General features: G+C 64.1%; 10 protein-coding genes. 5 read left to right on the forward strand and 5 right to left on the reverse strand.

Annotation, left to right across the window (positions count from 1 at the left end; genetic code table 11):
• From tsaD to folK, 3 genes are all read left to right on the forward strand, one after another.
• Positions 1 to 918, forward strand: a 918-nt coding sequence (gene tsaD / locus V7M64_RS21215; protein ID WP_333682054.1) for a tRNA (adenosine(37)-N6)-threonylcarbamoyltransferase complex transferase subunit TsaD, incomplete at its 5' end; no start/stop codon positions are given.
• A gap of 32 nt (positions 919 to 950) precedes the next feature.
• Entirely contained in the window at positions 951 to 1310 is a 360-nt protein-coding gene (folB, locus tag V7M64_RS21220; RefSeq protein ID WP_333682055.1) for a dihydroneopterin aldolase, read from the forward strand.
• A gap of 1 nt (position 1311) precedes the next feature.
• Entirely contained in the window at positions 1312 to 1794 is a 483-nt protein-coding gene (folK, locus tag V7M64_RS21225; protein ID WP_333682056.1) for a 2-amino-4-hydroxy-6-hydroxymethyldihydropteridine diphosphokinase, read from the forward strand.
• 24 nt (positions 1795 to 1818) lie between these two features.
• Here the strand turns inward: folK and V7M64_RS21230 are convergent, their stop codons facing one another.
• From V7M64_RS21230 to V7M64_RS21240, 3 genes are all read right to left on the reverse strand, one after another.
• A complete protein-coding gene (locus V7M64_RS21230; protein WP_333682058.1) occupies positions 1819 to 2856 on the reverse strand; it encodes a DUF389 domain-containing protein in 1038 nt (345 codons plus the stop codon).
• A 67-nt stretch (positions 2857 to 2923) separates the two neighbouring features.
• The gene (locus V7M64_RS21235) at positions 2924 to 3673 is read right to left on the reverse strand and encodes a pteridine reductase (protein ID WP_333682060.1); all 750 of its coding nucleotides are present in this window, start codon (positions 3671 to 3673) and stop codon (positions 2924 to 2926) included.
• 135 nt (positions 3674 to 3808) lie between these two features.
• A complete protein-coding gene (locus tag V7M64_RS21240) occupies positions 3809 to 4495 on the reverse strand; it encodes a hypothetical protein (RefSeq protein ID WP_333682062.1) in 687 nt (228 codons plus the stop codon).
• A 176-nt stretch (positions 4496 to 4671) separates the two neighbouring features.
• Between V7M64_RS21240 and V7M64_RS21245 the strand changes: the two genes are divergently transcribed.
• Positions 4672 to 6876 (forward strand): TonB-dependent receptor, encoded by a 2205-nt coding sequence (locus V7M64_RS21245; protein ID WP_333682063.1) that lies wholly within the window; start codon positions 4672 to 4674, stop codon positions 6874 to 6876.
• 131 nt (positions 6877 to 7007) lie between these two features.
• Here the strand turns inward: V7M64_RS21245 and V7M64_RS21250 are convergent, their stop codons facing one another.
• Positions 7008 to 8360: a S41 family peptidase gene (locus tag V7M64_RS21250; protein WP_333682066.1), complete on the reverse strand. Its 1353-nt coding sequence runs from the start codon at positions 8358 to 8360 to the stop codon at positions 7008 to 7010.
• Between the two features lie 118 nt (positions 8361 to 8478).
• A complete protein-coding gene (locus V7M64_RS21255; RefSeq protein WP_333682068.1) occupies positions 8479 to 9681 on the reverse strand; it encodes a peptidoglycan DD-metalloendopeptidase family protein in 1203 nt (400 codons plus the stop codon).
• Between the two features lie 445 nt (positions 9682 to 10126).
• Between V7M64_RS21255 and gltB the strand changes: the two genes are divergently transcribed.
• On the forward strand, positions 10127 to 12907 hold a 2781-nt coding region (gltB, locus tag V7M64_RS21260), incomplete at its 3' end, for a glutamate synthase large subunit (RefSeq protein ID WP_333682069.1).

The following is a 12907-nucleotide window of genomic DNA, read 5'->3' on the forward strand; positions in this document are numbered from 1 at the left end:
AAGCTGCATGCCGACTACGGCGGCGTGGTGCCGGAGCTGGCCAGCCGCGACCACGTGCGCAAGCTGCTGCCATTGGTGCGGGAAGCCTTGAAGGAGGCGGGATTGGCCCCGGCCGATCTCGGCGGCGTGGCCTATACCGCCGGCCCCGGCCTGGTGGGCGCGCTGCTGGTGGGGGCAGCGACGGGACGGGCCATGGCCTGGGCCCTGGGTGTGCCGGCGATCGGCGTACACCATATGGAAGGGCATCTGCTCGCGCCACTGTTGGAGGATGACCCGCCCGCGCCGCCGTTCGTGGCCCTGCTGGTTTCCGGCGGGCACTCCATGCTGGTGGAGGTAGAGGCCATCGGCCAATACCGCATCCTCGGCGATACCCTGGACGACGCCGCCGGCGAAGCCTTCGACAAGACCGCCAAGCTGATGGGCTTGCCGTATCCGGGCGGTCCGGCGCTGGCCGCCTTGGCGGCGCAGGGACAGCCGGGCGCGTTCCGTTTTTCGCGCCCGATGACCGATCGTCCAGGGCTCGACTTCAGTTTCTCCGGCCTGAAGACACAGGTATTGCTGGCCTGGCAGCAATCGGACCGGAGCGACCAGACCCGCGCCGACATTGCCCGCGCGTTCGAGGAGGCCATCGTCGATACGCTGCTGATCAAATGCCGTCGCGCGCTGGCCGAAACCGGCACGAAGCGGCTGGTGATCGCCGGCGGCGTCGGCGCCAACCGCCGCTTGCGCGAAGAACTGGCCGCGGCCGGCGCCAAGGATGGTTTCAAGACCTATTTCCCGCGCTTGCAGTTCTGTACCGACAACGGCGCGATGATCGCCCTGGCCGGCGCCATCCGGCTGGCGCACGGGCAGCATCAGGACGAATCGGTGCAAGTGTTCCCGCGCTGGGACCTGCAAACCCTGCCGCCCGCCGCTTGATCCCGTCGCCCGTACCCAGCACGCTTGCACGCATGGATATCGTTTTTATTGAAGACCTGCGTATCGACACCGTCATCGGCATCTACGACTGGGAGCGGCGTGTGCGCCAGACCTTGTCGTTCGACATCGAGATGGCGTTCGACAATGCCGTTCCCGCCGCGTCCGATCACATCGCCGATACGCTCAACTACAAGGATGTCTCCAAGCGCTTGATCGCTTATGTGAGCGAATCGAGCTTCGGTCTGGTGGAAACGCTGGCCGAGCGTTGTGCGGCCATCATCCGCGAGGAATTCGGCGTGGCATGGGTGCGCCTGAAACTGTCCAAGCCTGGCGCGGTGCGTGGCGCGAAGGCGGTCGGCGTGTGCATCGAGCGCGGCAAGCGAACCGGCTGATATGGCGCGCGTCTATTTGAGCCTGGGTTCCAACCAGGAACCACATCGCTATCTACCGATCGCCATCGAGGAACTGCGTGCGCGTTTCGGCGATATTGACGTATCGCCGGCCTATCGCAGCGCCGCGGTGGGTTTCGATGGAGCGGATTTCGTGAATCTGGCCGTCGGGCTCGATACCGAATTGTCGCCCACGGAGCTCAACGATTGGCTGCACGCCCTGGAAGACCGCCACGGCCGCCGCCGCGACGTGCCGCGCTACGCCGATCGCACGCTCGACGTGGATATCGTGCTGTATGACGACCTGGTAGCGCAGGGCTCGGGACATCTCGATATTCCGCGCAAGGAATTGAAACACGCCTTCGTGCTCAAACCCATCGTCGACATCGCGCCGGACATCCGTCACCCCCTCAGCGGAAAAACGATGCGCGAGCTGTGGGCGGGCTTTCCGGTAGCGAGCGAGCCTCTGGTGGTCGTCGAGTTGTAAACGTCTGGCATGCTGGTGCGGTGCTCACTCGCCGTGCGCAGGCAACGTCCGTTCCTTCGTTTCATCGAATGCTGCTCCGCGCGCGATGGCGCGCCGATTCACCCATTGCGCCACCAGCAGCGTCGCCACGCCGGCCATGAACATGCCGGCCACGTTGACCAGCCATTGCGTGACGGAACCGCTGATTTCATGCCAGATGCTGTCGCCAGGTGCGGCACCTTGCATCGCGGCGCCCGGAAACAACCAGATGTGCAAGCCGACGGCGAGTGCGAAAGCGAGATTGGCGGCAGCGGGCACGGTCGTCACGGCGATAAACACGCCAACCATCGTGTTGGAGCGCGAAGCGGTAAGCGCCAGCGCACCCGCCGCGCCTGCCAGCAGCGCCACCACGAACGACCAGCGGTCGGGCTTCCAGATGAAATCCGTTTGTGGACGCGGTGCAAGCAGGTCATCAAGGGTGATCCAGCCCGCCAGGGCGGCAAAGAACGCGAGCACGGTCACGACGCCGATGGCGACCGCAAACCCGGCAACGAGCAAGCGCAGCGACTTGCCGACCAAATGCCGTTGCCGACGACGCACCGTGCCCACGCATGCTGCCGCCACTGGACTGAAGTCCGGACTCACCACCATCGCGGCGATCACCGTAATGGCCGAATCCAGTTTCACCGAAATGGCAGCCAAGGCCACGCCCAAGGTCAGGAATACATAGAACGTCCAGCCTCCGCGCACTTCGTTGGCGGCGGAGGCTTCCACCGATTCCCACACTACCGATTCGGCGGCTTCCGTATAGCCGCTCTGCGCGGCGGCGTCCGGGTGCTGCGACACCAGCATGTCCAGCGTCTCCACGGCAATGGAGCCGCCAGCGTCCACGCCAAGCGCATGCAACTGGCTCAGCAGTTCATCGGTGGTTTCGCGCGCGACATCGCATTGCACGACGTCGCCGGCAGGCCGCAGCGAGGCGCCGGGCAGGCGCATCACGTTGGCGACGTCATGGCGCTCGAGCAGCAATGCAAGTACGGCATCGGTGCGCTCGCAAGGAATAACCAGGCGCAGGTGGATCATGCTGATACGTCCTGTATAGGCATTGATGGGGAAAGCTTAAAGGCAACACTGCTTGAGCAGTGTTGCCTTAAATGGTGACGCTGCGGCCACCATCGACGCGAATGATCTGTCCTGTCACGAACGGTGCATCGCGCAGCAGCCACAACACGGTGCTGGCGACGTCTTCCGGCGAACCGGCGCGCTTGAGCGGCGTGCGTGCCAGCATGGCCGCCTGATCGGCATAAGGCTTGCCGTCGCTCGGCCACATCACCGCGCCGGGCGCGACGCCGTTGACGCGTACCTCAGGGCCAAGATCCAGCGCCAGGCAGCGCGTCATGGCGCCGAGCGCTGCCTTCGCCATCACGTAGATCGGATGTTGTGCAAGCGCACGCTCCGCATAGATGTCCACCAGGTTCACGATGGCGCCGCGTGCCGCACGCAGTGCAGGCAATGCGGCCTGTGCCAGAAAGAACGGTGCTTGCGCGTTGGAAGCGAACAGCTCGTTCCATTGCGCGGGCGTGGCCGTTTCCAGCGGTGTCGGATAGAACGCCGAGGCGTTGTTGATCAATGCATCGAGCCGGCCGTAGTGCGAAAGCGCCGTCTCGATCAGCTTTGGCAACGCAGGCAAGTCCGCAAGATCGGCTTGCAAAGCCAGCGCGCTGTTCGCGCGGTGCGCGCAGAGTTCAGCCGCGAGCGCATCCGCTTCAGCCGTGGAATGGCGGCAGTGCAGGACAAGATCGTAGCCGGCGGCATGCAGCGTGCGCGCGATCACGGCGCCTACGCGTTTGGCGGCGCCGGTGACAAGCGCGACGGGTTGCTGTGAAGCGGGAGCATGCATGCGGTTTTTCCTGGGCTAGACCGCCGTGGCTTTCCAATTGGGACCTCGTTTCCGCGTCACGCCCGCGTTCGGGAAGTGACGACGAGGAAGCGGCGACTTTAGCGTGATGTGGCGTTCCTTCCCAATGCAGCCGCGCTAATGCAATCGCGTCGCCTGCACTTCCTGCGTGGCAACCACGCGGGCAGCGTCATCCTCATCCGCCATGCGGATCTCGCTCTGCAACATCGCGATCGCGGTTGCCGCCACTTGCCGCGTGTCGTAGTACGCGTATCCACCCACGCCGATCGCGCCGATGATCGGCATCCAGCGCGACAGGCCTTCGCCCAGTGCACGCTGCGTGACTTTGACGCCGATCTGCTTGGCGACACGTTCGATCACGCTGTAAGACACGCGACGAAAAATAAGGCGATCCCCCAGTCGTATCACCAGATCGCGGAACGCCTGCGCGGAGGTGTGCCGGAACAGGCACCACAGCATCTGCTCGCGGCCCAGTTCCGCATGCTTGCCGTACGCGGCGGCGATATCGCTGACCAGTTGCGCCTGGATTTTCCAGATCGAGACCAGCTCCGGCAGGATCGTCAGCCAGCCGAGCGGCCCGGGTGGCAAGGCGAGCGTACCGGCCGTCACCGCGGCGCGCTGGGCGGCGCGATTGGCCAGCCGCCGTGCTTCGGTTTCCGGATCGCGATGGCTATGCACCTTGCTGTCGGGAATCTGGCTGATGAAATCCAGGATCGCCCGCGTGACCCGGTTGCTGGTTTCGTCCTGGCTGACGACGGCCGGAAGACTGGTGCTATTGGGCTGCGTATCGTTGCGCTCGGTCATTACGCGCTCCCTGGGAACAAACAGAGCCGATCATAGTCCGCCGTTGTGCAGCGCTGATGAGGGCGGCATGAACTGTCCGGCAAACAGGCATGACTTCTGGGGGAGGCGCGCCGGCGGATATGAAATGTTATAACATTTCGCACCATCCTCCTGCCGAACCCGCCCGGATTCCCTGCATGAAAGTATCTCCCCTCGCTGTTGGCCTCAGCCTTGCGTTATATGCATATGCCGCCACGGCTGGCGCCATGGCCACGACGACCCCGCCCGGAATCGCCCAGTTTCCCGCTGTCGACTCATCCGCTGGCCCTTCCGCGCCGGATGAAGAGGGCGCGCGCAACCGCCGCGGGACCGCTGCGAAGGAACTCGGCGCAGTGAACGTGAACGCGGCGCTGGACACGGCACGCAACAATCTGTCGCCGGATACGGGCAGCAGCGAGTACGTGATCAATGCACAGAACATCCAGGCGCTGCCGTTGGGGGCATCCACGCCGTTGAACCAGGTGCTGCTGCAGGCGCCGGGCGTGGTGCAGGATTCCTACGGCCAGCTGCACGTGCGCGGCGATCACGCCAATCTGCAGTACCGCATCAACGGCATCATGCTGCCCGAATCGATCTCGGGCTTCGGCCAGACGCTCGATCCGCGCATGATCCAAAGCGTGAAGTTGCTCGACGGCGCGCTGCCGGCGCAATACGGCGAGCGCACGGCGGCGGTGGTGGATATCACCACCAAGAACGGCACGGACCTGGGCAACGGCGGCGTGGTGGGCGTCACCGGCGGTTCGTTCGGCACCGTCAATCCGTATCTGTCGGTGTGGGGCAATAGCGGCAAGTGGAGCTATTACTTCACCGGCAACTACCAGGAAAACAACGCCGGCATCGAGAACCCGACCGCCAGTCGCGATCCGGTCCATGACCACACCAACCAGCTGAAAGGGTTTGGCGACGTCTCTTATCTGGTCGACAACGACACGCGCCTGAGTTTCCTATTTGGCGTGACCAACAATCGCTTTCAGATTCCGAACAATCCCGCGCAGACACCGCAATTCGGCTACCTGGATCTCACCGATTTCAACTCCGCTGACTTGAACGAGCGGCAGAACGAGCAAACGCGTTTCGGCATGCTGGCGCTGCAGGGCAAGCTCGGCGACACCTCTTATCAGGTTGCGCTGGGCCAGCGCTTCAGCGGCCTGCAGTACTACCCCGACGACATCGGCGACCTGATGTTCAACGGCGTGGCCGGGCAGATCAACCAAAGCGATCGCGCGTCCACCTTCCAGGCCGATTTCGCCACGCCCTGGGGCGGCACGCACACGTTGCGCTACGGTGCGTATTACGAGTTCGACCGCGCCGGCACCCACACCCATTCGCTGGTGTTTCCGGCCAATCCGGATGGCAGCCAGGCCAGCACGTTGCCGTTCAACATCTTCACCAGCGATCGTGTCCTCGCCAAGACGGCGGCGCTGTATGTGCAGGACGAATGGGACATCGCCGACAACTTCACCCTCAACTACGGCTTGCGCGGCGACCGCTACACCGCATTCCGCGAGGAAAGCCAGCTCAGCCCGCGCGTGGGTCTGGTATGGCAGGCAACCGACAGCACCACCGTGCATGCCGGTTATTCGCGCTACTTCACGCCACCGCAGACGGAACTGGTTTCCACCGGCAACATTGCAGCCTTCGCCAACACTACCAATGCGGTAAAGGATTACGGCAACAACACGCCGTTGACCGAACGCTCCAATTATTTCGACGCCGGCGTGCAGCAAAACATCGGCGATTGGACGCTGGGCCTGGACGCCTATTACCGCAAGGTGAGCCGCCTGCAGGACGAAGGACAGTTCGGCGCTGCGCTGGTGTATTCCACCTTCAACTACAAATACGGCCGCGTGCGCGGCACCGAATTTTCCGCCACGTACAACCACGGCCCGATCTCGGCGTATTTCAACACCGCGTACAGCCGTGCCATGGGCAAGGACGTCATCACCAGCCAATACAACTTCGGGTCGGACGAGCTGGCTTACATCGCCGAGAACTGGATCCACCTGGATCACGATCAGAAGCTCACCTCGTCCGGTGGCATCAGCTATGCCATCAACGACGACACCAAGGTCGGCGCCGATTACCTGTTCGGCAGCGGTCTGCGCGAAGATGGCCAGGTGCCGAATGGACTCTCGCTGCCGTACTACTTCCAGCTCAATGCCAGCGTATCGCACGACTTCCATTTCGATAGCGTGGGTAAACTGCACACGCAGCTGGCGCTGATCAACGTGCTGGATCGTTCGTACGAGCTACGCAGCGGTACCGGCGTGGGCGTCGGCGCGCCGCAGTTTGGACCGCGGCGTGGTGTGTATCTGACGTTGGAGAAGCCTTTCAGCTTTTGATGGGCGACGCACCACCTCGGCTGCGTGCACCTTCATGGCCGTCATTCCCGCGAAAGCGGGAATCCATTTTGCTCTGAAGCATCCTTGACGATGGATTTCCGCTTTCGCAGCAATGACGGCCACGGTGACGTTCAATGCGCCGCAGGCTGCCCGGCATCCTTGCGCAGCGCCAGGCCTTTCAGAATGTTCAACGCCTGCGACAGGGCGTAGTCGCTGGTCGCCAGCTTCGCGTTCTCGGCCGAGCCGTCATTGTTGATGCCGCCGGTAGCCGCGACTTCATTGGCCAGATGATGCGGCAGGTCGGCCTCGGAACTGATCGGCACCTGCGAATCATCCACCTTGGTCACCGCCAGGTCCGCCAGCGCGATGTCGGGCTTGATGCCTTCGGCCTGGATCGAGGTGCCGTTCGGCGTGTAGTAGCGCGCGGTGGTCAGCTTGACGGCATGGTCGGAGTCGAGCGGCAGCACCGTTTGCACCACGCCCTTGCCGAACGTGCGGCGGCCGACGATGAGCGCGCGGTGATTGTCCTTCAGCGCACCGGATACGATCTCCGCGGCCGAGGCCGTGCCGTTGTCGGTGAGCAGTACCATCGGCGCACCGTTCAACAGGTCGCCGGGATGGGCGCTGAAGGTCAGGTTGGCATCGGGCAGGCGCCCGCGGGTGGTCACGATGGTGCCCGAATCGAGGAAGTCATCGCTTACCGCGACGGCGGACGTCAGCAGGCCGCCGGGGTTGGAGCGCAAATCGAGCACGGCACCCTTTTGCTGGCCATTCTTTTGCAGCAACCCGCCGAGCTTCTTTTCCAGATCGCCGGCAGTGTCGTCCTGGAACTGGCTGATGCGGATGTAGGCGTAACCCGGTTCCAGCTCGCGCACCTTCACGCTGGTCATCGAGATGCGCTCGCGGGTGAGCGTCATGGAAACCGGCTGCTCGGCCTTCTCATGCAGGATGCCCAGCGTGATCTTGGTGCCGGGATTGCCGCGCAGGTCGTCGAACATGCTGTCGATGTTGTCCGGCGTGACCACCTTGCCGTTTATCGCGGTGATCACGTCGCCCGGCTTGATGCCGGCGCGCGAGGCCGGCGTGTCGTCGATGGGCGACACGATCTTCAGCATGCCGTTGTCTTCCATCACCTCGATGCCGAGGCCGCCGTACTGGCCGGTGGTGTCCTCGTTGAGTTCCTGCAGGCCAGCCTTGTCGAGGTAGGCGCTGTGCGGGTCGAGGCCGGCAAGCATGCCCTTGATCGCATCGTTCATCAGGGTCTTGTTGTCGACTTTCTCGACGTAGGCCTGGCGAATGATCTGGTACACGTGCGCAAAATTGCGTACGTCGTCCAGGTCCACCTGATCCGTCGGCGCCGCGACGCTCGCCGCCTTCGCTGGCGCGGCCGAACCCTCGGCGGGCGCCACCGCGGGAGCCCCCTGCGCGTGCAGCAGGGGCGCCGCCAGCAACAGGGCGAGCAGGCAGGGACGGGGAAAACGCATGGGTAGAACTCCATAGGAAAGGATGTGACGGTGGCGTTGAGACCGCGACGCACCGTCGGAAATTCAGCCAAAAGGATACGCCGAACCTGGTTGCAAATGCCTGCGCTTTATCTGCGCATCACCGCTTCTGGCTCAGCCATGTGCGCGGGTCGACCGGCTTGCCGTTCTGCCGCAACTCGAAATACACCCCGGTGGTGTCGCCGGTACTGAGCGAGGCCGTGCCCACCGCTTCGCCGGCATCGACGTCGTCACCCACGCCGTGCAACAAGGTTTCGTTGTTGCCGTACATGCTCAGCCAGCCATTGCCGTGGCTCAGGATGATCAACTGGCCATAGCCGCGCAGGAAATGCGCATATACCACCCGTCCGCGCGCCACCGCGTGCACGTCGGCGCCGCGCGGCGCGGCGATCAGCACGCCGTTGCCGAACGTATGCACCGGCCCCGGCGCCGGCCACGGCAGGTTGCCGCGGATGTTGGCTAGCGCCTTGCCACCGCCACGCGGCACGGTGGGGTTGGCGCGCGCCTTGCGCTCCGCTTCGCGCGCCGCCTCGTCGATGGCCCTCTGCAGTTTGGCCAGCAGGTCATTCAACGATTGCTCGTTCTGTTTCAGCGCGGCAAGTTTCTGCGCCTGGCTCTTGTATTGAGTGTCGATCTGGCTGGCGAGCTGCTGCTGTTGCTTGCGCTGCTGCTGCAAGGCATCGGCCTGCTGCTGGCGTTGCGTGCGGGTGGCTTGCAGCGCCTGTTGCTCGGCGGTGATCTGGTTCTCCAGGTCCTGCAGCTTGGCCAATTCGCCCATCAGCTGCTGAACTTTCTGCAAGCGGTCCTGCTGGAAGTATTTGGAATAGGCGAGCGAGCGGGCAATGCGCCCGATGTCCTCGTCGCCCAGCAATAGGCGCAAATCCGAACCATGGCCAATGGCGTACGTCGCGCGCAGCAGGTCCGCGATCGCCGCGCGCTGGCTGCTCAGGCTTTGATCCAGCGCAGATCGTTGCGTTTGCAACTGATCGAGCTGCTGCTGCTTGGCTGCAATTTGCGCATCCGTATCGCGCACGGCCTTGGCGGCGGTGGCGACGGCGTTGGATTGTTTCGCCAACTCGGCATTCACGCTATCGCGCTTGGCGGCGGTATCGGCCTGCTCCCTGGCGAGCGCCTGCATCTTGCTGCGCAGGTCTGTCAGCTGCTGCTTGGCCTGGGCCTGTGCGGCTTCGGTCTTGCTGTCTTGCGCAGCGCTGACGGCAGCGGGAAAGCTGGCGGAAAGGGTGATCGCGGCGGCGAGGAAGGTGAAAAGCAGGGCACGGAAAGCACGGGATGATGTCGGCATGCGGCAGATTATGTCTGAGGTGGCCTGTTCCGGCGAGACGCCCGGAATGGCTCCCGAATGCGCCTTTGCGGACATCCTCCGGGCACTGGTCTGTTAGCACGCACGCATACAGCTAACGACTGTTTTTCATTTGGACGTCTAGCCGGCTTTGACGCGACGCACAAGTTGTGCTTAAAGTCGGGTTGCAAGCCTTATTCGCATGCCGCTTGCCGTCCCCGGACGGCAGGCTTTTTGCGCCTTAAGAGCCTGCTTACGATTTCTGCGCAATCCGCGCTTTTTGGCCCAAGGGTTGCGTCTGAGCGGTCGCCATGCGGCGGTGCGCGGCTTGACCAGACCACCAGTCTGGCGCTGCGCCACGCACCGTCACCTGACGACCGCTCAAACGCAACGCGGACTACGCAGGAATCGTAAGCAGGCCCTAACGCACCGGGAGGAAATCAGGATCATGTCAGTGTTACCGCGGTTGTACGACCCCAGTTTTGAACACGATAGCTGTGGCTTTGGTCTGGTCGCCCAGATCGATGGCCGCGCGAGTAAATGGGTGGTCGACACGGCGTTCGCGGCACTGGCCAAACTTTCCCACCGTGGCGGCGTGAATGCCGATGGCGTCACCGGCGACGGCTGTGGCGTGCTGATCCATCATCCGCATTCATGGTTGCGCGCCTTGGCGGTGCAGGCAGGCATCCCGCTGGGCGAGCGTTTCGCCGCCGGCCTGGTGTTCCTCGAGTCGGCCGATAGCGATGCCGCCAAGACGCTCCAGCATTACGTTGCGGAAGAACGCCTGCATGTTGCCGGCTGGCGCGACGTGGCCGTGAACGACGGCGCCTGCGGCCCGATCGCCGCCGCCGCCAAGCCGGTGGTGCGGCAGATCTTTATCAATGCCGCGGACAACATGGACGATGCCAGCTTCGAGCGCGCGCTGTTCCGTGCGCGCCGCCGCGCCGAGCACGCGCTGGCGGACGATCCGCAGTTCTACGTGGTGTCGCTCTCCGCCCAGGTGATCGGCTACAAGGCGATGGCCGCACCGGGACGCCTGCGCGACGTGTTCGATGACTTGCGCCATCCTGCTCTCGTCGCCGACGCCGTGGTGTTCCACCAGCGTTTCTCCACCAACACCACGCCGCAATGGCGGCTGGCGCAACCGTTCCGCCTGCTCGCGCACAACGGCGAGATCAACACCATCCGCGCCAACCGCCGCTGGATGCAGACGCGTGCACAGGTGTGGCGTTCGCCGCTGGTGGACCTGAGCGATATCGGTCCGTTCGTGCGCCAAAGCGGTTCCGATTCGGAAAGCCTGGACAACGCACTGGAACTGCTGCTGGCCGGCGGCCTGGACATGCTCGCCGCGATGCGCGTGTTGGTGCCGCCGGCGTTCGCCGCGCGCGAAGGCATCGACGAAGACCTTGCCGCGTTCTACGAGTATTACGCCCTGCACAGCGAGCCGTGGGATGGCCCCGCGGGATTGGTGATGTGCGATGGCCGCTACGCCGTGTGCACGCTCGATCGCAACGGCCTGCGTCCCGCGCGCTGGGCCTTGTCCGACGACAACCATCTGATCGTCGCTTCCGAAGCCGGCTTGTGGGACGTGCCGAGCGCACGCGTGATCGCCAAGGGCCGCCTGGCGCCGGGCGAGATGATCGCGGTGGATTTCCATGCGCATCGGCTGCTGCGCGATGCAGACATCGATGAGATCAACCGCAAGCGCGCGCCGTATCGCGATTGGCTGCGCGCCGGCGTGAGCTATCTGGAATCCGACCTGATCGATCCCTCGCTCGCGGCGGAACCGCTGCCGGCCGATGAATTGCGTTGCTACCAGAAGCTGTACGGCCTCTCGCGCGAAGAGCGCGAAACCGTGCTGAAGGTGATCGCCGAACTGGAAGCGGAAGCCACCGGTTCGATGGGCGACGACACGCCGGTCGCGGCGATGTCGCGCCAGGTGCGGCCGTTGTTCGACCGCTTCCGCCAGGCGTTCGCGCAGGTCACCAATCCGCCGATCGATCCGCTGCGCGAAAAGCTGGTGATGTCGCTGGTGACGCAGATCGGGCCAGAAGGCAATGTGTTCGAGCTCAAGCCCGAAAACGCAGCGCAGATCCTGATCAATTCGCCGATCCTTTCGCAGCGCAAGCTGCGCCAGCTGGTGGCGATGCCGCAGTATGCCAACGCGCCGCGCTTCGACCTGATGTATGCGCCGCAAGAAGGCCTGGAAGCGGCGCTGCGCCGCCTATGCCGCGAAGTGGCCCAAGCCGTGCGCGACGGTTGTGCACTGGTGTTCCTCAGCGATCGTTATCCCAACCGTGACCTGCTGCCGATACACTCGCTGCTGGCGACGGGTGCCGTGCATGCGCATCTGATCGATGAAGGCCTGCGTTGCCACTGCAACATCATCGTGGAGACCGCCGCGCCACGCGATCCGCATCAGTTCGCCTGCCTGATCGGCTACGGTGCCACCGCGATCTATCCGTGGCTGGCCTACCAAAGCCTGTTCGAGCTTGGCCGCGAAGGGCATATCGAAGGCGACCGGGCGGAAATCGGCCGCAGCTATCGACGCGGTATCCGCAAGGGCCTCTTGAAGATCCTGTCGAAGATGGGCATCTCCACCGTGGCCGGCTATCGCGGCGCGCAACTGTTCGAAATCGTGGGCCTGGCGCCGGAAGTGGTGGAGCTGTGTTTCCCCGGCACGCCGTCGCGGATCGGCGGCGCCGGCTTTGCCGACCTGGAACACGAGCAACGCCTGTTGGCCGCGGAGGCCTGGAACCAGGCGCAATCGCTGCGCGCAGGAGGCTTGTACAAGTATGTGCACGGTGGCGAATACCACATGTACAACCCCGACGTGATCGCCAGCCTGCAAACGGCGGTACGCACCGGCAACGTGCGCGACTATCGCGTGTATGCCGACCACGTCGATCATCGTCCGCCCTCCGCATTGCGCGATCTGCTTGGGTTGAAGGCCGCCACGCCGATTCCGCTGGACGAAGTGGAATCGGTCGATGTGATCTTGAAGCGCTTCGACTCTGCTGGCATGTCGCTCGGCGCGCTCTCGCCGGAAGCGCACGAAGCGCTGGCGATTGCGATGAACCGTCTCGGCGCACGCAGCAATTCCGGCGAAGGCGGCGAAGATCCGGCGCGTTATGGCACCGAGAAGGCTTCCAAGATCAAGCAGGTGGCGTCTGGCCGCTTCGGCGTCACGCCGGCCTACCTCGTCAATGCCGAAGTGCTGCAGATCAAG

It is taken from the genome of Dyella sp., assembly GCF_036746095.1.
Lineage (GTDB): Bacteria > Pseudomonadota > Gammaproteobacteria > Xanthomonadales > Rhodanobacteraceae > Dyella_B.